The organism is Thioclava sp. FR2 (assembly GCF_051200875.1).
Lineage (GTDB): Bacteria > Pseudomonadota > Alphaproteobacteria > Rhodobacterales > Rhodobacteraceae > Pseudotabrizicola.
On record NZ_CP195191.1, the window covers coordinates 241878 to 263482 of the forward strand.

The window sequence follows — 21605 nt, forward strand, 5'->3', positions numbered from 1 at the left end:
AAATCGAATCGAGCCTTAGATCGGTATGTAATCGACAACTTCTCCGGCACTGCGCTCAACATCACCGATAGGGCGTATCAACAGGGCATTGGCATCCGCCAAGACGGTCAAAAGGGAACTGTCCTGTCTGGCGAAAGCGGTAATGCGGGGCAGGCCTTCTGCTTCAACCAGACGGGCGCGCATGTAATGGGTGCGTGGCCCGTTCTGTTCCACAGCTTCGGCTAGGCGGGCTTTGCGTGGTTGGACCGACAGACAATCTACAGCGTGGCCAAGCATCTTACGGATCATGGGCAAGATGAACAGATGCGCGCAGACGATCGACGAAACCGGGTTGCCGGGCAGGCCAAGCATGGCCGCCCCACCCATGCGGCCCGCCATCAAGGGTTTGCCAGGGCGCATTGCCAGCTTCCAGAATTTTCGTTCCATGCCAAGGTCTTGCGCAACGCGGCCGACCAGATCGTGATCGCCAACTGAGGCCCCGCCTGTGGTCACTACCAAGTCGGCCCCCGCTGCAAGGCCAAATACTGTCCGCAAGGCCGGCTCATTGTCTCGTGCGATGGGAAGCAGCCGAACCTCTGCGCCTTCGGCCTCGAACATAGCTTTTAATGCAAAAGAGTTTGAGGCGATGATCTGGTCGTCTGCCGGAATTTCGCCAGGCATTACCAGTTCGTCTCCCGTCGCAATCAGCGCAACAATAGGTCGACGTGTCACCAGAACCCTGGGATGGTTCATGGCCGCCAGCAAAGCCAGATCGGTCGGACGCAAAAGGCGGGGTGTCAGTGCTTGCCCTTCTTGGAAATCCTGCCCCTTTGGACGCACATGCGTCGCGGAATCTGCTCCATCCTTAATGGTGATCCGGTCGGCCGAGCGGATGACATCTTCCTGAATAATGACGCGGTTCGAGCCGGAAGGAAGGGGTGCGCCCGTAAAAATCCTTAGTGCTTCGCCCAGTTCCAACTGGCCGCACCAGCGGTGGCCGGCTCCTGCTTCTCCGACCACTGTCAGGGTAGAGCCGGCAGGTGGATTTCCTACGACCGCATAACCATCCATGGCCGAGGCGTCGAAAGGTGGCTGTGCGCGACCAGCAACCGCTGCCTGCGGCATGTACCGGCCAGCTGCTTGTGAAAGCGGAACAGTTTCTTCGTCAAGTGGCGCAACGAGGGCAAGGCAGTGCTGCAGTGCCTCTTCGACCGAGATCATTGCCCCGGCTCCACCGCCGCCTCGTAGCGACCGGATTTGCCGCCATCCTTCAACACTAGCCTGATCCCTTCGATCCGCATCGACTTTTCGACGGCCTTAACCATGTCGTAAACGGTCAGGCAGGCCACCGAAACAGCGGTCAAAGCCTCCATCTCGACCCCGGTCTGCCCGCCGGTCTTGACGGTCGCCTCGACAACAATTCCGGGCAAACTGGGATCCGGGACCAAATCAAGCGCCACTTTGGTAATCGGTAGGGGGTGGCATAGCGGGATTAGATCCGACGTCTTCTTGGCGCCCATAATCCCCGCCAGTCGCGCCACGCCCAAAACGTCACCTTTTTTCGCCTGACCTGAGGTAATTAACGCAAGTGTTTCCGCCGTCATGACAACAGAACCACGCGCCACCGCGACACGCGCAGTGACCGGTTTGTCGGAAACGTCGACCATATGGGCATGGCCCTCGGTGTCAAAATGCGTAAGTCCGGTCATGAGGCGCCTCTTTGGTCAGATGCCGCCCTGAGAAGTCAGCGGGTTGGAAAGCAGGTTGCGAGTTGCGGCGGCAACATCCTCTTGGCGCATCAGGCTTTCGCCGATCAGGAAGCACCGCGCTCCGAATTGCGCCATATCGGCCAAATCAGCAGGGGAGAACAGGCCGGATTCGGACACGATCAGACGGTCTTCTGGCACGCGCCGAGCCAAGTCGCGGGTGGTATCCAGCGTCACTTCGAAGCTGTGCAAATTCCGGTTGTTGATCCCGATCAGCGGCGATTTCAGCCGAGTGGCGCGTTCCAATTCCTCACGGTCGTGCACCTCGATCAGCACGTCCATTCCCCAGTCGAACGCCGCGGCCTCAAGTTCAGCGGCCTGTTCGTCGGAAAGAGAGGCCATGATGATTAGGATGCAGTCTGCGGAAAGAGCTCGGGATTCGGCAACCTGATAGGGATCATATAGAAAATCCTTGCGAAGGCAGGGCAGCTGCGTCGCATCATGCGCTTGAACCAGAAAGTCATCAGCGCCTTGAAAGCTCGGTGTGTCCGTCAAGACCGAAAGGCAGGTCGCTCCGCCCTGTTCATAGGCGCGTGCCAAGGCGGGCGGGTCAAAATCAGGCCTGATCAACCCTTTGGAGGGGCTGGCTTTTTTAATTTCTGCGATCAGGCCGTATCCCGAGGCCGAAGCCGTCGAAAGCGCATTGGCAAATCCGCGAGGTGCAGGGGCCGCCTTTGCGGCCTCGTCGACATCGGCAAGCGGACGCTGCGCTTTGCGGGCTGCAACTTCCTCCAACTTGTAGGTCTTAATTCGATCGAGAATTGTCGGCATCGGTCGGTCCTGACTGCGGCTGTAGCAGCGGTTGGTTCGCACCACCGCGCCCCCGCGGGATATTTTTCCCAAGATAAAGGCGGTCGGGCTTGGTCTAGCGCGGGTGGCGTAGGAAGAAAAGGGTTCAGGCGCTCCAGTCGATTGTGGGTTCATTCTGCGCGGTAAGCCATCGGTTGATCTGGCTAAACGGTCGCGAGCCAAAGAAGCCGCGATATGCAGAGAGCGGAGAGGGGTGGGGCGTTTCAACGAAGAGATGGCCCTTGCGGTCTAGGCCACGGCAAAGCTTTTGCGCTGGAAGCCCCCAAAGCAGGAATGCCCGTGGGCCGTCTGAAGCGGTTGCTTGTAGTATTTGCTGCACCAGAGGCGCCCAGCCAAGTGATTTGTGGCCATTGGCCTGACCCAAGGGCACGGTCAGACATGCGTTCAAAAGCAGCACACCTTGTCGTGCCCAGCCTGACAGATCGCCTGACGAGCGGACCTGACCAGTGTCGCTCTCTACCTCTGTCAGAATGTTTCGCAGCGAATCGCGCGGTGTTTGGCCGGAGGGGAATGAAAATGCCAGACCTGTCGCGCGACCCGGGGTCGGATAGGGGTCTTGGCCAAGGATAACCACTCGGACTTTTGAACGGGGGGTTAGGTCAAGTGCGCGAAAGATATTTTCGGGTTCAGGCTGCCAGTCGGGCAAAGATTGAAGTCTTTCCCAAAGCGCGGGCCAATCAGAACTGAAAAATGGCAGATCCGACCATGATGGGGGAAGGACGGGACGGTTAGTATCTGGCAAAGCCTTAGCCGTTGGTCAGGCGGGCAAGCGCATCGACCTTGGCGCGTGCTGCACCAGAGTCGATTGAGGTGCGGGCCATTTCGACGCCTTCCTTGAGGTTTGATGCTTTGTCCGCGACGACAAGTGCCGCCGCTGCATTCAACAGTACCGCATCGCGATAGGCACCTTGCTCACCCTGAAGCAGGGCGCGGAACGCTTGGGCGTTTTCGGCAGGCGTTCCCCCCATGATCTTTTCGAATGGGTGATAGGGAAGGCCGGCATCCTCCGGGTGAATGGTGAATTCTTTCACAATGCCAGAATCTACTGCCGCGACCTTTGTGGGGGCGGCGATCGAGATTTCGTCCGTCCCGTCTCCACCGTGAACAAGCCAAGCCTTGATTGTGCCAAGCGCCAGCAAGGTTTCCGCCATTGGACGGATCAAGGCATCCGAAAATGCGCCGGTCAACTGTCGGCGAACACCGGCTGGATTGGTCAATGGCCCCAGAATGTTGAAGATGGTCCGTGTTCCAAGCTCCTGACGCACGGGCATTACATGGCGTGTTGCTGGATGGTGCATCGGAGCCATCATGAAGCCGATCCCGGCTTCGGAAAGGCATTTTTCCACCACCTCCGGCCCGACCATGACATTCAGTCCCATTTCGGTCAGGGCGTCGGCCGCGCCGGATTTCGATGAAAGGTTACGGTTGCCGTGTTTGGCGACAACAACGCCAGCTCCTGCGACGACAAAGGCCGTTGCTGTCGAAATGTTCAACGTGCCTTTCCCATCCCCACCTGTTCCGACGATGTCCATCGCCCCTTCGGGTGCACGCACAGAATTGCATTTTGCCCGCATTGCGCTGGCAGCCGCGGCGTATTCGTCTACGGTTTCTCCACGGGTTCGTAGGGCCATAAGGAATCCGCCCATCTGGGCAGGTGTGCCTTGCCCGTCGAACAGAGCGCCGAAGGCAGCATCCGCTTCTGCGCGTGTGAGCGGTCTGGAGGCAGCGATGCCGATAAGAGGTCTAAGAATGTCGCTCATGCTGTCACCTTGACTTCGGCTTCCTCAAGAAAGTTCCGAAGCAGTTGGTGGCCATGTTCGCTTGCGATGCTTTCGGGGTGGAATTGCACGCCCTCAATCAAAGCGGACTTGTGTCTTAAACCCATGATCGTTCCGTCTTCCAACTCGGCGGTGATCTCCAGACAATCAGGCAGGCTCTCGCGCTCTACGATCAGTGAATGGTAGCGCGTCGCCTGAAATGGCGAAGGAAGGCCACGGAAAACCCCTTTGCCGGTGTGATACATTGCGCCCATTTTTCCATGAACGATCTCATGACAGCGCACGACTTTCCCGCCGAAGGCTTCGCCGATGGTCTGGTGGCCAAGGCAAACACCCATCAACGGAATCTTCGCTTCATAGGCTGCCGCTGTCAGCGGCAAGCAAATGCCCGCCTGAGCAGGGTCGCAAGGACCCGGCGACAGAATGATGGCCTGAGGTTTCAGCGCCAGCACATCCTGAACGTTCAGGGCGTCATTGCGGCGGACGACGACTTCTGCCCCCAGCTCGCCGAAATAGTGGACGAGGTTGTAGGTAAAGCTGTCATAGTTGTCGATCAGAAGCAGCATCTTGCTTGGACCCTTAGGATAGGGGAGAAAGCCCTTGTCGGGCCACGCTATACATGGTCAGACCGGAAAAGGGGCGTCAAGGCCGAAAGGCCGAAAGATGCACGAGACGAAAGGGCAGACCATTGGCGGGGTTCATTCGCGGTATCTTGTGGGGCGGTGTCGTGGCCCTGGGCGGGTTGGTGGCTGTGTCGCAGCTTGTGCCGACCTCGACTGCTTCCAAAGATGGGGGCCTGAAAGACCTTGTGCCCGATCAGCCGGCAAACATTGCGCCAGCTCCCGTTGATGCGCGAGCGCCGGTATCGGAGGAATCTGCGACCGCGCCTGCTTCAGTTCCCGAAACCAAACCTCAGACGGAAAATGAAACACCGTCCGAGACAGCAGTAGTGCCTGTTGAAGCACCGACAGTCGAGCCATCCGCCCCGGAAGGTCAAGTGATCGCGTCAACAGAACCTGCACCTACCGTTCCGGCTGCGACGGCAGTTGATACGCCGACCGCAGGCGGCAACCCTGCTTTGGCTGATCCCGCCGCGGCAGATGATGTGGCGGCTCAACCAGCCCAACCTCAAGAAGCCCCGAGCCAACCGCCAAGCGCAGCGCCAACTGATGCGATGTCAGAGCTTTTGCCCGCCATTGATCCAGCCGCAGATCTTCCGGCGTCGGAAGCTGGCGCGCCAGCGGCCGGAACTGCGATGGCTCCTTCTGTGCCTTCAAGCGATCCGGATCCGCAAACTGCTGAGTTGCCGCCTCCTCCGCCTTTAGGCGCGGAGGAAGAAGCTCTCTTGCAGCCCGCACCGGTCGAGCCGGCCCCCGAGGCAAGCGCGTCAATCGTGACGCCTGTTGAACCGGCTCAGCCGCCTGCCAGCGTCCTTCAGCCCTCTCCGGGCCTGACAGATGCGGCCGAAGGCGTAATCACCGGGCGCTTGCCACGAATTGGCGAGCCTTCAGCAGGCGCTGAGCCGGCAGTTGAAAGCCTTCCCGCGACCGAAACTGAAGCAGACCCCGCACAGGATCAAAGCCTGCCGCCGCTTCAAAGGTATGCCCGTCCCTTTGAAAACCCCGAACAAAAACCAGTTTTTGCGATATTGCTTGAGGATCGGGGCGAAGACGTGAACCGCGCCGAATTGGCCGCAATGGATATCGCTTTGACGGTGGTGATTGATCCGCTGTCGGACGGGGCGGCCGACCGCGCGGCAATCTGGCGGTCAGGCGGGCAGGAGGTTGTGCTTTCAGCAGAAAGTCTACCCGAAGGTGCCACACCCGGCGACCTTGAACAGATTTTCCAGGCTCTCGCCTCGCGTATGCCTGAGTCTGTCGCGGTGATCGATGTCACTGCAAACGTTTTCCAAAACAATCGACCGCTTGCTACCCAAATCGTGCCGATTTTAGCGGATCAGGGCCGGGGTCTGGTCACCTTTGATCAGGGGCTGAATGCGGCAGATCAGGTCGCACGTCGTGAAGGCCTTGCATCGGCGACGATCTTCCGCCGCTTTGACCCGGATGATGCGACCGGGCCCGCTGTGAAGCGTTACTTGGACCGTGCGGTTTTCAAGGCAGCACAAGAAGGCCATGTTGCTGTCATCGGAACCTTGCGGCCCGAAACCATCACCGGGCTTTTGGAATGGGCCGTAGAAGGACGCGCCTCGACAGTCGCAATCGCGCCGATCTCGGTCCTGCTGTCGCGCTAGGCCACCATCGGTCTTAGCCGGCCAAGAACGGCACGAAGGATCAAAAGGCTGGCCAAGCCGAAAGGCGCGGCCAAATTGTATTCCAGCATGCCGGGCAGAAGCGTGCCTATGGCGAGCCCGACCAAGCCTGCCGGAATCCAGCCAAACCAACCAAGCCGAATGAGGTACGATGCGACCGGAACGGCAAGGATCATTCCGGACACCGCAAGGAAAGGAGAGAGCAGCAAGACTGTTCCCCCTATCCAAAGCGATAGCGCAAACTCCTCGGAAAAAACATTCCCGGCGACATTGAAGACCCCAAGCATCGCCGCGCCCAAGGCCGCGGGAATGACCAAGGCGGCAACTGCCGCGTAAAACAGATCTTTGAACGGTATCTTTTCGTGTGGCAGGAAAAAAACAAGGCTCACGTCGCTGAACCGCCGACCGTCAGGCCGCCAATCATCAGGGTGGGCTGGCCGACTCCGACTGGGACCCACTGGCCTGCCTTGCCGCAATTTCCAATGCCCGGATCAAGTTTCAGGTCGTTTCCAATCGCGCGGATCTGTTTAAGGGCTGTTGCGCCATCGCCAATCAACGTTGCACCTTTTACGGGGGCGCCAACCTTGCCGTTTTTGACCCGGTAGGCCTCGGTGCAGGAAAAGACGAATTTGCCATTGGTGATATCAACCTGACCGCCGCCAAACCCAACGGCGTAAATACCATCTTTTAAACCTGCCAAAATGTCCTTTGGGTCATCCTGACCAGCCAGCATGTAGGTGTTCGTCATTCGCGGCATCGGGATATGAGCAAAGCTTTCACGTCGCCCATTGCCCGTGGGCTTGACCCCCATCAGACGCGCATTCTGACGGTCTTGCATATAGCCGACCAATACGCCGTCTTCGATCAAGACGTTCTTCCCCGAAGGTGTGCCTTCGTCGTCTACACTGATCGACCCGCGCCTGTTTGGGATTGTGCCGTCATCTAGAACCGTCACTCCCCTTGCCGCAATCTGCTGCCCCATAAGGCCGGCAAAGGCCGACGTCTTCTTGCGGTTGAAGTCGCCTTCGAGGCCGTGACCGATGGCTTCATGCAGCAAGATTCCGGGCCAGCCGGGGCCAAGGACCACATCCATGATTCCCGCAGGTGCAGCTTCCGCCTCAAGATTAACCAAGGCAATTCTTAGCGCTTCGGCCACCATCGGTTTCCAGTGGTCTGGTTCCAGAAGGCCGGAAAGGCCAAACCGGCCACCCCCACCCATGCCACCCTGTTCGCGATGCCCCTTGTCTTCGACAATGACGCTTACATTCAGCCGCGCCATTGGGCGAATGTCGGTAAACCGAAGTCCTTCGGGCCGCAGAATCTCAATTTCCTGATAAGAGGCTGAAATTGTAGCTGAAACCTGCACGATCCGAGGGTCCAGCCCACGGGCGTAGGCATCAATTTCGCGCAGCATGTCCAGCTTTACAGGGAAACTCGCATCCGCGATCGGGTCGGCATCGCCGTAAAGCTTTACATTTGTTCTTTGCGGGGCAGGGGCCAAGACGCCGCCCCCAGATCCAACGGCAAGCCGCGCCGTCTCTGACGCCCTGAGAAGCGCTTTTTCACTGATTTCAGTGGCATGCGCATAGCCCGCGACTTCTCCGTTCACCGCGCGAAGTCCAAAACCCTCTGACGCATCATAAGAAGCCGTCTTGATCCGCCCGTCATCAAGAACGATGGCCTCGGACCGACGCCGTTCAAGGAACAATTCCCCGTCTTCCGCGCCGGCTGTTGTTTCGCGCAAAACGCGCAGCGCTGCCGCCTCGTCGAGATGGGTCTCAAAGGGACGGAAAGGCTGATCGGTCATAGGTACTGTCCTTGATCTGTGTCAAATGGCGCTGCTTTGTCGCAACGGTTTTGCTTGTAGCTGGGCGCACAATATGGTTTCAGGGCAACTGGAAACAACGGGATTCTGCCCGGGGTCACGGTGACGTGGCCGGGTAAGCCTGGAAAGCGGTGGAAAGCCGCAAAGCTGGACGGGAATTGAACATGCGTCTTATGACTTCCTTGGGCGGTTTCGCCGCCGGTGTTGTGGCAACGGTGATGGGCAGCGCTGCAATGGCGCAGGGCCTGGAAATCGTCGGCCGCCCGCACGACAAACTGATGGGCTTCCAGCCCGCAGCAACCGAATTGGCCCGCGACCTTCAGGGTCTGGACCACATGATCCTGATCATCATTTCGGTTATCACTGTCTTCGTGACCGGTCTGTTGATCTGGGTGATCATTCGCTACAACGAAAAGCGCAATGCAAAGCCCGCGACCTTCACCCACAACTCTCCGCTGGAAGTTGCGTGGACGGTTATTCCGATCGTGATCCTTGTGTTCATTGGTGCTTTCTCGCTGCCGGTTCTGTTCAAGCAGCAGGAAATCCCCGAAGGTGACATCACCATCAAGGTCACCGGCTATCAGTGGTACTGGGGCTATGAATATGTTGATGATGGCCTGACAACCGAAGAAGGCGCCGAGCCAGTTGCGTTCGACAGCTACATGATCGGCGCTCCTGCAACGGGCGGTGACAACCGTCTGACCCCGGAAGTTTCGGCTCAGTTGGCCGAAGCGGGCTACACCGATGACGAATTCCTGCTGGCAACCGACACTGCCGTTGTCGTTCCGGTTGGCAAAACCATCGTGATGCAGGTGACCGGTGCCGACGTTATCCATTCGTGGACCATCCCGGCCTTTGGCGTGAAGCAAGACGCCGTCCCTGGCCGTTTGGCACATCTTTGGTTCAACGCCGAGCGCGAAGGCATCTACTTTGGCCAGTGCTCGGAACTCTGCGGTATTGCTCACGCCTATATGCCGATCACGGTCAAGGTTGTGTCGGAAGAGGTCTATGCTCAGTGGCTGGCTGCTGCCAAAGCAGGCGACGTCGTGCTGTCTGCGGCTGATGTCGAAGCCTACTCGGCCGTGAAGGTTGCTGCGAACAACTGATCGCAGCCGATCCAAAGACAACGGAGCGGCCCCGAGGGATCGGGGCCTTTTCCAAAATCGGGACCAAGGTGATGAGCGATATCCAAGGCTACAGTCAGACCGGCGAGGCGCAGTTTGGCGATTACGTCCAGCTGCTGAAACCGCGCGTGATGTCTCTGGTGGTCTTTACTGCTTTGGTCGGCCTTCTGGTTGCGCCTGTTTCGGTTCATCCGGTCGAAGGTTTTGCCATCATTTTGTTCATTGCTTTAGGCGGCGGCGCCTCTGGCGCGCTGAACATGTGGTGGGACGCCGATATTGACCGGGTTATGAACCGCACCAAAGGTCGTCCGATCCCTGCCGGAAAGGTTGAAGCAGGCGAAGCCTTGGCACTCGGTTTGGCCCTGTCGGGCATTTCGGTCGTGATGCTTGGCCTTGCGTCAAATATCATGGCGGCAGCACTGCTGGCCTTTACAATATTCTTTTACGCCGTCGTTTATTCGATGTGGCTGAAACGCTCGACGCCGCAAAACATCGTCATCGGCGGCGCTGCCGGCGCGTTCCCTCCCATGATCGGCTGGGTTGCCGCCACGGGCAGCGTTTCGATCGAAGCTTTCCTGATGTTCATGTTGATCTTCATGTGGACGCCGCCCCATTTCTGGGCCTTGGCATTGTTCATGAAAGAAGACTATTCGAACGCCGGCGTTCCAATGCTGACCGTGACCCACGGCCGCAAGGAAACACGCAAACAGATCTTGATTTACACGATCCTGCTTACCCCTTTCGCCATCTGGGCGGCTCTGACCTCGATCGGTGGGCCTTTGACACTGGCGACCGCCGTTGTCTTGAACGCGATGTTCCTCAAGGGCGCGTGGGATATTTACAATCGGGATGAGGTGGTGGCCGAGGCCGATCGCTATGCCGTGGAAAAAAAGGTCTTCACTTTCTCACTTGCCTATCTGTTCCTTCATTTTGCAGCCTTCCTACTGGAAGCCCTCCTGAAGACATTCGGGCTTGGAGGCTGGTGAGATGAGCTTCCGCCCTGAACATGAACTGCACCGTCGGCGCTTTTCCCGAAACGTTGGGCTGGGTCTGACACTGGTTGCCTTTGTCGCCTTGGTCTTTGCGCTGACGGTTGTGAAGGTCACGCGCGGTGACCCGATGCAGGCGTTTGACCACGTTGCGCGACCTGAACTCGAAACTGCCAAGCAAAAGGAGGCTGGCCAATGAATTCCACAAACAAGACAGCCGCCAAACTGGTTGGCGTCGCCGTTTTGATGGCAAGTCTTTCGTTCGCGGCCGTGCCGTTTTACGATTGGTTCTGCCGGGTTACGGGGTTTGGTGGGACCACTCTGGTTGCCGAGGAAGCCCCGGATCAGATCCTTGAGCAGACGATCAAGATCCGTTTCGATGCTTCGACCGAAGTGGGCATGCCTTGGGAATTCAAACCTTCGCAGCGCACCATGACCGTCCGCATTGGGGAGACGGCCTTGGCTTTCTACGAAGCGTATAACCCAACCAGCCGTCCGGTTGCTGGGACGGCCAGCTATAACGTCACGCCAGACGCTGCAGGTGGCTTCTTCTCGAAGATTGCCTGCTTCTGCTTTACCGAACAGGTTCTGCAACCCGGAGAGCGGGTTGAGATGCCCGTCAGCTTTTTTGTCGATCCCGAGATCGTCAAGGATCGCGAAGGAAAGTTCGTGAAGGAAATCACGCTTTCCTATACTTTCTACGAAACACCCTTGCCTGAAGAACAAGCCGCGTTGACAACGGCTGCTGATGGCAAGGTAAACTGAACGAAGAAGAACCGAGGGAACCAAGATGGCCCACGCCAAGAACCACGACTACCACATTCTGCCGCCGTCGATCTGGCCACTTATGGGCGCTGCTTCGGCTTTCATCATGCTGTTCGGTGCTGTGCTGTGGATGCACGGCTCGGGCCCTTGGATGGGTTTGATCGGCTTTGTCGGCGTCCTTTACGTCATGTTCGGCTGGTGGGCCGAGATGGTGGCGGAGGGTGAAGGCGGCGTGGATCATACTCCGGTTGTCCGCATCGGCCTGCGCTATGGCTTCATCATGTTCATCATGTCGGAAGTCATGTTCTTCGCGGCTTGGTTCTGGTCGTTCTTCAAGCACGCCATGTATCCGATGGGGCCGCTGTCGCCGGCCGTTGATGGCGTTTGGCCGCCGGCTGGCATCGAAACCTTCGACCCGTGGCACCTACCGCTGATCAACACCCTGATCCTGCTCTGCTCGGGTGCTGCGGCGACTTGGGCTCACCACGCCCTCGTGCACGAAAACAACCGCAAGGACCTCGTGAACGGTCTGGTTCTGGCCATCATCCTCGGCCTGTTCTTCACCGTGCTTCAGGTTTACGAATATAGCCACGCCGCCTTTGGTTTCGCTGGCAACATCTACGGCGCAAACTTCTTCATGGCGACCGGCTTCCACGGCTTCCACGTCATCATCGGGACGATCTTCCTGACCGTGTGTCTGATCCGTGCGCTGAAGGGCCACTTCACGCCTGAAAAGCACCTCGGCTTCGAAGCTGCAGCTTGGTACTGGCACTTCGTTGACGTGGTCTGGCTGTTCCTCTTTGCCGCCGTCTACGTCTGGGGCCAATAAGCCCTACTGAGCGTGACCGGTTGACAGTTCTTGGGGCGCGGGCCATGTGGTTCGCGCCCCTTTTCCTTGAAACGAAGGCCCAGTTGAATGTCCCGCCGCATGATCTTTCCGCTCCTCTTGGGTGTGATCGGCACCGCGATCCTGATTTCGCTTGGGGTCTGGCAATTGCAGCGGCTTGCATGGAAAGAGGGTCTGCTGGCCCAGATTGACGCCCGTATAGCGGCAGCCCCCGTCACGGTCCCGTCCCAGCCTGATCCAGACGCAGATAAATATCTTCCGGTGATCGCCGAAGGGCGTCTGACAGGGGAACATCTGGATGTTCTGGTTAGCCGCAAACAACTTGGGGCAGGGGTGCGCGTAATCGAAGTTTTTGAATCCGAGGGGCGTCGACTGTTGGTCGACCGAGGTTTCATCCCAGAAGCACAGCGCTCAGACCCACGCGACCAATCTGTTTCCCAGATCGTCGGCAATCTGCACTGGCCCGAAGAAGTGGACGGTTTCACCCCTCTGCCGGATCAGAAGACGGGTCTTTGGTTCGCGCGCGATCTTCCGGCGATGGCGACGGAACTTAATGCCGAACCGGTGCTGATCGTCGCACGCTCATCGACAGGAAATGGCATCGAGCCGATGCCTGTCGACAATTCCGACACCCCGAACGATCATCTAGGCTACGCAATTCAGTGGTTTGGCCTCGCCTTGGTCTGGTTGGGGATGACAGGCTATCTTCTGTGGCGTATCAGTCGCCGAACGGTCTAAGGACGAGTCTCTCAATGAACTATATCTCTACACGCGGCGCTGCACCGATCCTGAGTTTCGGGGAAGCCATGATGACCGGTCTTGCCCGTGATGGCGGCCTGTATCTGCCCGAGGTCGTGCCGCAGTTCTCAGCTGATGAAATCGCCCAAATGGCGGGCCTTGGCTACGAAGAGATTGCGTTCCGCGTGATGAAGCCGTTCATGGGGGACACATTCTCTGATGACGAATTCAAAGCCCTGATTGCCAAGGCTTATGCGGGCTTTGGTCACGCGGCGCGTGCTCCACTGGTTCAACTGGGGCCAAACCATTTCCTGCTGGAACTCTTCCACGGTCCGACCTTGGCGTTCAAAGACTTTGCCATGCAGCTCATCGGCCAGATGATGCAGGCCGCATTGGCCAAGACAGGCGAGCGCATCACCATCGTCGGCGCGACGTCGGGCGATACCGGCTCGGCGGCGATCGAGGCGTTCCGCGGTCTGTCGAACGTGGATGTTTTCATCCTCTTCCCGCATGGCCGCGTGTCCGAAGTGCAGCGCCGTCAGATGACTACGCCGTCCGAAGCGAATGTCCACGCACTTGCCATGGACGGCGACTTTGACGATTGTCAGGCGCGTGTGAAAGACATGTTCAATGACTTCGACTTCCGGGACGGTGTGCGGCTGGCCGGGGTCAACAGCATCAACTGGGCGCGCGTTCTTGCGCAGGTTGTTTATTACTTCTCCTCGGCTGTCAGTCTAGGTGCGCCGCATCGCAAGGTCAGCTTCACTGTGCCTACGGGCAATTTCGGTGATATCTTCGCAGGCTATATCGCCAAGAAGATGGGGCTTCCGATTGATCAGCTGGTGGTCGCAACCAACCAGAACGACATTCTGCATCGGGCGCTTTCCAGCGGTGACTACAAGACCGACGGCGTAAAGCCTTCGATCAGCCCGTCGATGGATATTCAAGTGTCGTCCAACTTCGAACGCGCGCTATTCGACGCCTATGGCCGCGATGGCGGGGCTGTGGCGCAGTTGATGGCGGAGCTGAAATCCGGTGGTTTCCGCATCAGCCAAGGCGCGCTGGAAATGCTGCGCGCAACGTTCGTTTCGGGCCGCTGCTCCGAAGACGAAACCCGCGCGACGATCCGCGCCCAGTTCGCCAAGACGGGCGAGGTGCTTTGCCCGCACAGTGCAGTCGGCGTGAAAGTAGCCGAAGATCATCTGGGCACTGTGCCCATGATCACGCTGGCGACGGCGCATCCGGCGAAGTTCCCTGACGCCGTCGAAACCGCCACGGGCATCCGTCCGAACTTGCCGCCACGGATGGCCGATCTATTTGATCGCCCCGAACGTGTTACGCGTGTCGCCAATGACCTTGGCGCTCTGCAAGCCCTTGTTCGCGAAAGGATCGCGCGTTGAGCCTTCAGATCTCGACCCTGCCGAACGGCCTTAGGATCGTGACCGAGCACATGTCGGGCCTGAAATCGGCCTCGGTGGGCTTGTGGGTGCAGGCGGGCGGGCGGCATGAGCGGCCCGAGCAGAATGGCATAGCGCATTTCCTTGAACACATGGCCTTCAAGGGAACCACGCGGCGGACCTCGCTTCAGATCGCCGAAGAGATCGAGGATGTGGGGGGCTATATCAACGCCTACACCTCCAAAGAGATGACGGCCTATTACGCCCGTTGCCTTTCGGCTGATGTGCCGCTGGCGTTGGACGTGATCGCCGATATCGTTCTGAATCCGATCTTTGACCAGAAAGAGATTGAGACAGAGCGCCATGTGATCTTGCAAGAGATCGGCCAGGCCTTGGACACGCCCGACGACATCATCTTCGATTGGTTGCAAGAGGTAAGCTACCCTGACCAGCCCTTCGGGCGCACCATCCTTGGCCCTTCCGAGCGTGTCAGTTCTTTTACTCGTGACGACTTTATTGATTTCGTCGGCGCCCATTACGGCCCGGATCAGATCATTCTTTCGGCCTCTGGTGGCGTGGATCACGAAGCCATCGTCCATCAGGCCCGAGAAATCTTTGGCAACCTGAGGCCGGTTGGGACAGCGGAATTGGTACCTGCACAGTTCATCGGCGGCGAACGCCGGGTGGTCAAGAAACTAGAGCAGGTCCATTTCGCCATGTCGTTGGAAGCCCCCGGCTTCCGCGACCCGAATGTCTATGCCGCGCAGGTCTATGCAATGGCGATGGGTGGGGGCATGTCGTCGCGTCTGTTCCAGAAGATCAGGGAAGAGCGCGGCCTGTGCTATTCTATTTTCGCTCAGGCCGGGGCCTACGAAGACACAGGCTCGGTCACAATCTATGCCGGCACGTCCAAGGATGAAATCTCTGCTCTCACTCAACTGACCGTGGACGAAATGAAACGCGCCGCCGAAGACATGACCGAGGCCGAAGTGGCTCGGGCGAGGGCACAGTTGAAGGCGGGGCTGCTCATGGGCATGGAAAGCCCTTCGACGCGCGCCGAGCGAAACGCCCGCATGTTGTCGGTCTGGGGACGCGTTCCCACTGTCGAAGAGGCAGTTGGAAAGATTGACGCGGTCTCAATGCAAGATGTCCGCAACTTTGCAGCAACCCTGGTTGGCGCCCGAGCGGCCGTTGCGCTTTACGGTCCCGTGGCAAAGGCCAAGGGGCTGGAGGCGATCCGGGAAAGGCTCGCTGCCTGATGCTGCCGTTCCGCCGTCGTCCAAAGCTGGAAACCGAGCGCATGACCCTGCGCCTGCCCCAGCATCAGGATTGGCGGGCTTGGGCCGAATTGCGCGAGGAAAGCGCAACCTTCCTTACGCCTTGGGAGCCAACATGGGCTGCCGATCACCTGACGCGCCGGGCCTTTACCAATCGTGTCTATTGGGCGCAAAGGGCCGAAGCACAAGGCACCGCCGTTCCCTTCCTCTTGATCCGCCGCGATGATCAGCAGCTTTTGGGCGCGATCACCATGGACAATATCCGGCGCGGTCCTGCGCAATGCGGAACGATCGGCTACTGGATTGGCGAACGCTTCAGCCGTCGCGGTTATATGCGAGAGGCCATTCAGGCGGTCGTTCATCACGCATTTTCGGTCTTGGACTTAAGCCGGGTCGAAGCCGCCTGCCTACCCGAAAACACCGCCAGCCGGGGCGTTCTGGAAAAGTCAGGCTTCAAATACGAAGGCGTGGCGCAAAGCTACCTTCAGATCAATGGCCGATGGCGTAACCATGTGCTCTACGCTTCGCTGCGGGGGGATCGTCGCGGCAAAACGGATATTGGCTGATGCGCCACATCGCGCTTTTCCGTGGCGTGAATGTGGGCGGCGCGGGAAAACTGGCTATGTCCGAATTTCGCGAGATGCTGACCGGAATGGGCTTCGAGCGCGTTCGCACCTGTATCCAAAGCGGCAATGCAATTTTTGACGCTGCAGACGAACCCTATCAAGTGGCTGCAAAGATCGTCAAAGGCGTGGAGGCGCGGTTTGGTTTTTGCCCGTCCGTCATCATGCGTCGCCCGGAAGAGATGGAGCAGATTCTAAGGGATCAACTTTTTCAGGACGCACCGATTTCGGCTCTACACATCTTTTGCTGCTCTGAAGACCAAATGCAGGTTGATCGGTCAGCAATTTCGGCTTTGGCCGCGGATGGTGAGGATTGGGCAATTTTGGGTCGCCACTTTGTTCTCTTTGCTCCGGCCGGGATAGGAAAATCCAAGCTGGCAGAACGACTTCCCAAATTGCTTCGCGGCGATGTGACTACACGAAATATGAGAACTGTCCGCGCAATCTTGGATATCGCCCTAACGAATCCGTGATCTGCCAAGGGCGCTGACATGGGCCTACATCGTGCTATCGTCTTATCTAAAGATGGAGGGAATGATGCGGCTGACACTTCTTCCCGCGCTCATGCTGGCTTGGCCTGTGATGGCCCAAGAGCGCATACCAAGCCATTGCCATGCCATTGCGCAAGGGCCAGAACGGCTGTTTCGCGCGGGCCTCGGCGATGCGCTGGAACAGGATCACGTCCGCATTCATTACATTGATCATTCCAGTTTCGTGATCGAAACGCCGGGAGGGGTGACTGCGGTGACCGACTATAACGGTTACACCGGGCGAAAGGATTGGGTGCCTGACGTGGTCACCATGAACAACGCCCATATCACCCATTGGTCGGCCTATCCTGATCCGCGCATCCCCAACGTTTTGGAAGGATGGGCTGGCGCGGCCGGACCGATCCAGCACGAGCTTGATTTGGGTGAAATGCTTGTGCGTAACGTCCACACCGATGTCCGCTCGCGCTCTGGAGCTGTTCGCGAGAATGGAAATTCGGTTTTCGTTTTTGAGGCTGGGGGGCTCTGCATCGGGCATCTGGGCCACCTGCATCACCCGCCGGATGATGCACAATATGCCAGCATCGGTCGACTGGACGTGATCTTGGTTCCGGTCGACGGTGGATATACCATGGCGACGGAGGAAATGGCCGAAGTGGTCAAACGTTTCCGGTCGTCTATCGTGATCCCAATGCACTGGTTCTCGGGCAGTTCCCTTGAGGTGTTTCTGGCCGATATCGACGGTGCCTTTGATGTCGTCCGTCCGGGAATTTCCGAATTGGTAGTATCATTGGGTGATCTGCCGCGGCGGCCGACAATTATGGTCTTGGAACCCGACGAGATCGACTGAGTGGTTCCGTTTCCTTCTGGGCTGCCGTAAGCAGGGCGCGAAGGAGTGCCGCCATGCTGAATCCGATTTCGCCCGAGTTTCTTCAAACACTAAGTGCCGCGATTCCGGGCCTTCTTCGGGACGCCGAACCGCGTGATCTGGAAGAACCTCGCGGGCGTTGGGTTGGGCAGGGCAGGGCCGTCGCCTGCCCGCGTACGACGGCAGAGGTGTCTGCCGTGGTCAAAGCCTGTGCAGATGCTCGGGTCGGGATCGTGCCGCTTGGAGGCGGGACCGGATTGGTGGGTGGGCAGTTGTCGCCCGACGGGCCAGAGCCGCTTATCCTGTCGCTGGAACGGATGACGGCCCTGCGTGGGGCCTATCCCTCAGAAAACGTTCTGGTCGTCGAGGCTGGGATGATCCTGCAAAACGTGCAGGAGGAAGCCGAGAAACTGGGGCGGCTCTTTCCGCTTTCTCTCGCCTCGGAAGGCTCGGCGCGGATTGGTGGCAATCTTGCGGCTAATGCGGGCGGGGTAAATGTTCTTCGCTATGGCAATACCCGCGATCTGGTTCTGGGGATCGAGGCGGTGATGCCGGATGGCTCGATCTTCAACGGGCTGAAGAGGCTTCGGAAGGACAATACGGGATATGATTTGCGCCACCTTCTGATCGGCTCGGAAGGGACGCTTGGGATCATCACAGCGGTCAGCCTGCGGCTGTTCCCTCGGCCTGCATCGCGGGTTTCGGCACTGGTTGCCGTGCCCTCGCCGGATGCGGCTCTGAAACTCTTGGCTTTGGCCGAGGGGCGGTTGTCGGGCATGATCTCGGCCTTTGAACTGATCCACCGGGCCGGGTATGAGTTCATCGAGGAAACCATGCCCCAGACCACGGTGCCGCTGTCTCCGCTTCCGGAATGGTCTGTGCTGCTGGATCTGGGCCTGCCGCGCGAGATCGAGGCCGAAGAAGCGCTCGCCATGCTTTATGCCGAGGCGGATGATGCGGGGCTGGTCACTGATGGGGTGATTGCCGCCAATGAGGCGCAGCGGGCGGCGTTGTGGAAGATCCGCGAGACGATCCCGCAGGCGAACCGCAAGATCGGCGCGATTTCCAGCCATGATATCAGCCTGCCGCTGTCCGAGATCGCGGGGTTCATCCCGCGGGCAACGGAAGCCCTGTCCAAGATCGGCCAGTTCCGGATCAACTGCTTTGGTCACCTTGGCGATGGGAACCTGCATTTCAATGTCTTTCCGGTGCCGGGGAAAAGCCGCAAGGATCACGAGCATCAGCGCGATCAGATCAAGGCTTGCGTCCATGATATCGTCGATGAGTTGGGCGGGTCGGTCAGTGCCGAGCATGGGATCGGGCGGTTGAAAGTGTCGGACCTTGAGAAATACGGCGACCCCGCAAAACTGGCTGCGATGCGGGCGATAAAGGTGGCGCTGGACCCGTTGGGGATCATGAATCCGGGGGCTGTTTTGCAAGCCTGAAAAGAGCGTCCCCGTCGGGGACGTTTTTTATTATAAGATAAATCAGTGGGTTATCTTCGGGGATTTACGGATTTTTAAGGATTGGGGGCGGTGAGCGGGCTGCCAGCCTGTTTCTCTGTGCGAAGATCGTCTGAAAATGTCAATTGAGCGCCAAGTGGTAAATGATGTCGCTCGGCTTGATGCTCGGTTTTAACGTTTCCACCGACCAACATATCTACGGGCTAGGCCCGTTCTCGTATCGCCGCCAATACACGTCCGGACCCTAGACGATCGCGTGCGCTCGCCGGAATGCTTGTATTGATGCAAATGCAAAAGGAAGGCCCAGAAAGAGAACAACCCAACCTGTTGGAAAAATTGCGACGCAAAATATGAGAGATAGGATGAAAAAAACTATCTTGCTTCGGGATAGAGTGTAGGTGAAGGCAAAAGCGAGAATATAGTCGATTATATTTAATAGCATGAAGAAGATTGCGAGGCTCAATATATCAGAACCTTCAGCAATTGATCCAACCGACGATATTAATGCGTTGATCATCAATGAAATCAATAATGAAGCAGCGGCAAGTGACAAGAGTAGGTATTTTGAAACATTACTTTTCATTTCCCAGCCTCTCGTTTCTTAATGAGCGATCCGCCCTGTTTCATTCATTTTTCTTGCACAGGGTAACATCTACGGCGGCCAGACGGGTCGTTTGCGGCTTTGTAACTGCAAGGCAAATTGCGCATATTTAGTTGAGATGCCATCGAACAATTTTAGCAAAGAAACAGCAGATTCTCTATCTGCCTCGTGACTTCAAGGAGATTTTGAAGCCGTCGTAACTTTCGCTTTTTCGTTTCTGTGGGCGCTTCTCTGTTCCGGCCAACTGGTTGACTCTGTTTGACCCGGATCGGTCTTTTGTGGGCCTTTGGGGGAAGCGAGGTGCGTTCGGGAGTGAGGCAGGTTCTCACCTATACTCACGGTTTCGGGCTGAAGCCCGACCTACGGCGCGGAGAAGGGGAAAGTGCAGGTTTCTGTTGCCAGGTACCTGCGAACCCCGCCTTAGGCGGCTAAGCGTAAGGACTTAAGTTTCGATCTTTCGAGCTGCTTACGCAGCCAGAGCGACCGGAGCACGGTTGTCGTTGGCAACTGTACTTTTGCACCGATAACGGTGGTAGCTCACCGAGCGAAAGCTGGCCTCTTTGAACGTTCGTCGATCCTATTTCGGCCCCAAGCCCCCGCAACGTCGGGTGATTTGGTGGAGCCGCCGGGTACCGCCCCCGGGTCCGAGCCGTCTATTCCAGGTGCGTTTATCGCCATAGTCCGGGCGAACCCGAACAGGGGGAATATAGGGCGGGCGACGGGCGGCCACAAGCCGCCACAAAGAAAAACGGCCACCACAAAGAAAAACGCCCGAGGTTTCCCCCGGGCGTTCTTTGCGATGCTGGGAAGATCAGAAGCCCGACTTGATCAGTTCGAATTCGTTGATCATCTTTTCACGGAATTCAGCCGAAACCGGGGTCTGGGCCAGAACGGTGGTGGTGATCGGGTCAACGAAGGCGGCTTTCATCTCTTCTTCCGAGATGGTGGCCATGGCGGCGTTGTTCGAATGGGCATATCCCAGTTCGTCCAAGAGAGCCTTGGCCGAGCCATGGGCGAGCAGCGAGTTGATGAAGTCGTAGGCCTTGTCTTCGTTGCCCGGGCCGTCCTTGAAGTTCACGAAACCGCAGAACCAGGTCGACGAGCCTTCGGCGGGCGAGCGTTCAAAGCCAACCGGGAAGCCTTCGGCCTGCAGGAGCGCCACGCCGTCATTCCACGACCACGACACCAGCACTTCGCCGGTGGCCATCAGTTGCGACATTTCTGCCGGGTCCGACCAATAGGCGCGGACGTTCTTGTGGGCTTCGCGCAGCCAAGCGCCGGCGGCAGCGAACTGCTCATCCGTGACGTTCGACCAGTCGGTGACGCCGGTGGCAAGGAAGGCGAGCGACCAGATGTCATCGGACGAGTCCGGCAGCGAGATGCGGCCCGCATATTTCGGATTGGTGAAAACGCTGAGCGAAGCGACGTCTTCGGCCGGAACCTGATCTTTGTTATAGGCGGTGGCGGTATAGGCGTAGTCGGTCGGGATGAACCAGACGCCGCCATCATCCTTGATGAGGTTCGAGTTCAGAAGGTTCGGTGCGATGTTGCCGAATTCGGTGATTTTCGAGGTATCCCACGGCTCGATCAGGCCAGCTTCGCGATAGCGCGGCAGCGAGGCGACGCAGGGGTGGCCGACATCTGCCTTGAAGCCCGACGAGACCTTTTGGAAGGCTTCGTCATCATCGCCGAAGAAGGAATAGGTCGGATTCTGGCCATGCTTGGCCACATAGTCGGTCAGAACGCCTTCGATTTCCCAACCGGCCCAGTCGAAGACCAGCAGGTCTGCGTCGGCGGCCTGTGCGGCCGAGGTCAAGGTCAGGGCCGAAATGGCGCCAGCGAAAAGAGTGGTTTTGATCTTCAAGTTCGTACTCCTGTCTGTTGGACGTCTGGCCGCAATTCCCCATCTGTTACGGCCTTGGTGGGAAGCTAGTGCAGGATTTGCAGTCTCACAAGCTATGGGTTCGATATAGCAAAAAAATGATCAAATTCCCAAGC

At 58.1% G+C, this 21605-nt stretch carries 22 protein-coding genes and 1 other RNA gene; 13 read left to right on the forward strand and 10 right to left on the reverse strand.

Features of this window, described 5'->3' with window-relative positions; all coding sequences use genetic code 11:
• Window positions 1-15: 15 nt before the first annotated feature.
• From ACSBLW_RS01125 to ACSBLW_RS01150, 6 genes are all read right to left on the reverse strand, one after another.
• On the reverse strand, window positions 16-1200 hold the full coding sequence (locus ACSBLW_RS01125; RefSeq protein ID WP_435258416.1) for a molybdopterin molybdotransferase MoeA: 1185 nt from the start codon (window positions 1198-1200) through the stop codon (window positions 16-18).
• A complete protein-coding gene (gene moaC, locus ACSBLW_RS01130; protein WP_435258417.1) occupies window positions 1197-1688 on the reverse strand; it encodes a cyclic pyranopterin monophosphate synthase MoaC in 492 nt (163 codons plus the stop codon). Before moaC ends, ACSBLW_RS01125 begins: the two co-directional genes overlap by 4 nt.
• A gap of 15 nt (window positions 1689-1703) precedes the next feature.
• Entirely contained in the window at window positions 1704-2516 is an 813-nt protein-coding gene (gene trpC / locus ACSBLW_RS01135) for an indole-3-glycerol phosphate synthase TrpC (protein ID WP_435258418.1), read from the reverse strand.
• 124 nt (window positions 2517-2640) lie between these two features.
• Window positions 2641-3297 (reverse strand): uracil-DNA glycosylase, encoded by a 657-nt coding sequence (locus ACSBLW_RS01140; RefSeq protein ID WP_435258419.1) that lies wholly within the window; start codon window positions 3295-3297, stop codon window positions 2641-2643.
• Between the two features lie 4 nt (window positions 3298-3301).
• Window positions 3302-4315, reverse strand: a complete 1014-nt coding sequence (trpD, locus tag ACSBLW_RS01145) for an anthranilate phosphoribosyltransferase (protein ID WP_435258420.1) — start codon at window positions 4313-4315, stop codon at window positions 3302-3304.
• Complete coding sequence (locus ACSBLW_RS01150; RefSeq protein ID WP_435258421.1) at window positions 4312-4899, reverse strand: anthranilate synthase component II; 588 nt, start codon at window positions 4897-4899, stop codon at window positions 4312-4314. The genes trpD and ACSBLW_RS01150 overlap by 4 nt, the downstream gene beginning before the upstream one ends.
• Before the next feature lie 122 nt (window positions 4900-5021).
• Here ACSBLW_RS01150 and ACSBLW_RS01155 point away from each other — a divergent pair, with 122 nt between their 5' ends.
• Window positions 5022-6584 (forward strand): divergent polysaccharide deacetylase family protein, encoded by a 1563-nt coding sequence (locus ACSBLW_RS01155; protein ID WP_435258422.1) that lies wholly within the window; start codon window positions 5022-5024, stop codon window positions 6582-6584.
• Here ACSBLW_RS01155 and ACSBLW_RS01160 read toward each other — a convergent pair.
• Both ACSBLW_RS01160 and tldD read right to left on the reverse strand, forming a co-directional pair.
• Window positions 6581-6991, reverse strand: a complete 411-nt coding sequence (locus ACSBLW_RS01160; RefSeq protein ID WP_435258423.1) for a hypothetical protein — start codon at window positions 6989-6991, stop codon at window positions 6581-6583. The genes ACSBLW_RS01155 and ACSBLW_RS01160 overlap by 4 nt on opposite strands.
• Window positions 6988-8409 (reverse strand): metalloprotease TldD, encoded by a 1422-nt coding sequence (gene tldD / locus ACSBLW_RS01165; protein ID WP_435258424.1) that lies wholly within the window; start codon window positions 8407-8409, stop codon window positions 6988-6990. The genes ACSBLW_RS01160 and tldD overlap by 4 nt, the downstream gene beginning before the upstream one ends.
• A gap of 182 nt (window positions 8410-8591) precedes the next feature.
• On the opposite strand from tldD, the gene coxB reads away from it, so the two are divergent.
• The 12 genes from coxB to ACSBLW_RS01225 all read left to right on the forward strand — a co-directional run bounded on the left by coxB (window position 8592) and on the right by ACSBLW_RS01225 (window position 18988).
• A complete protein-coding gene (coxB, locus tag ACSBLW_RS01170; protein WP_435258425.1) occupies window positions 8592-9533 on the forward strand; it encodes a cytochrome c oxidase subunit II in 942 nt (313 codons plus the stop codon).
• Between the two features lie 71 nt (window positions 9534-9604).
• The gene (cyoE, locus tag ACSBLW_RS01175; RefSeq protein ID WP_435258426.1) at window positions 9605-10537 is read left to right on the forward strand and encodes a heme o synthase; all 933 of its coding nucleotides are present in this window, start codon (window positions 9605-9607) and stop codon (window positions 10535-10537) included.
• Between the two features lies 1 nt (window position 10538).
• Entirely contained in the window at window positions 10539-10739 is a 201-nt protein-coding gene (locus ACSBLW_RS01180) for a hypothetical protein (protein WP_435258427.1), read from the forward strand.
• Complete coding sequence (locus tag ACSBLW_RS01185) at window positions 10736-11305, forward strand: cytochrome c oxidase assembly protein (RefSeq protein ID WP_435258428.1); 570 nt, start codon at window positions 10736-10738, stop codon at window positions 11303-11305. Before ACSBLW_RS01180 ends, ACSBLW_RS01185 begins: the two co-directional genes overlap by 4 nt.
• Before the next feature lie 25 nt (window positions 11306-11330).
• The gene (locus ACSBLW_RS01190) at window positions 11331-12134 is read left to right on the forward strand and encodes a cytochrome c oxidase subunit 3 (RefSeq protein ID WP_435258429.1); all 804 of its coding nucleotides are present in this window, start codon (window positions 11331-11333) and stop codon (window positions 12132-12134) included.
• Window positions 12135-12221: 87 nt separating this feature from the next.
• Entirely contained in the window at window positions 12222-12890 is a 669-nt protein-coding gene (locus tag ACSBLW_RS01195) for an SURF1 family protein (RefSeq protein WP_435258430.1), read from the forward strand.
• A 14-nt stretch (window positions 12891-12904) separates the two neighbouring features.
• Window positions 12905-14290, forward strand: a complete 1386-nt coding sequence (thrC, locus tag ACSBLW_RS01200; RefSeq protein ID WP_435258431.1) for a threonine synthase — start codon at window positions 12905-12907, stop codon at window positions 14288-14290.
• Window positions 14287-15546, forward strand: a complete 1260-nt coding sequence (locus tag ACSBLW_RS01205; protein ID WP_435258432.1) for a M16 family metallopeptidase — start codon at window positions 14287-14289, stop codon at window positions 15544-15546. Before thrC ends, ACSBLW_RS01205 begins: the two co-directional genes overlap by 4 nt.
• Entirely contained in the window at window positions 15546-16130 is a 585-nt protein-coding gene (locus ACSBLW_RS01210) for a GNAT family N-acetyltransferase (protein WP_435258433.1), read from the forward strand. The genes ACSBLW_RS01205 and ACSBLW_RS01210 overlap by 1 nt, the downstream gene beginning before the upstream one ends.
• Window positions 16130-16660, forward strand: coding sequence for a DUF1697 domain-containing protein (locus ACSBLW_RS01215; RefSeq protein ID WP_435258434.1), 531 nt, complete (start codon window positions 16130-16132; stop codon window positions 16658-16660). Before ACSBLW_RS01210 ends, ACSBLW_RS01215 begins: the two co-directional genes overlap by 1 nt.
• A 64-nt stretch (window positions 16661-16724) precedes the next feature.
• Window positions 16725-17525 carry an MBL fold metallo-hydrolase gene (locus ACSBLW_RS01220; RefSeq protein WP_435258435.1) on the forward strand — a complete coding sequence of 267 codons (801 nt, stop codon included), beginning with the start codon at window positions 16725-16727 and terminating at the stop codon, window positions 17523-17525.
• 53 nt (window positions 17526-17578) lie between these two features.
• Window positions 17579-18988 (forward strand): FAD-binding oxidoreductase, encoded by a 1410-nt coding sequence (locus ACSBLW_RS01225; protein ID WP_435258436.1) that lies wholly within the window; start codon window positions 17579-17581, stop codon window positions 18986-18988.
• 1000 nt (window positions 18989-19988) lie between these two features.
• Here the strand turns inward: ACSBLW_RS01225 and ssrA are convergent.
• Window positions 19989-20343, reverse strand: a transfer-messenger RNA (tmRNA) gene (gene ssrA / locus ACSBLW_RS01230).
• Between the two features lie 75 nt (window positions 20344-20418).
• Entirely contained in the window at window positions 20419-21465 is a 1047-nt protein-coding gene (locus tag ACSBLW_RS01235) for an extracellular solute-binding protein (RefSeq protein ID WP_435260002.1), read from the reverse strand.
• Window positions 21466-21605 lie beyond the last annotated feature (140 nt).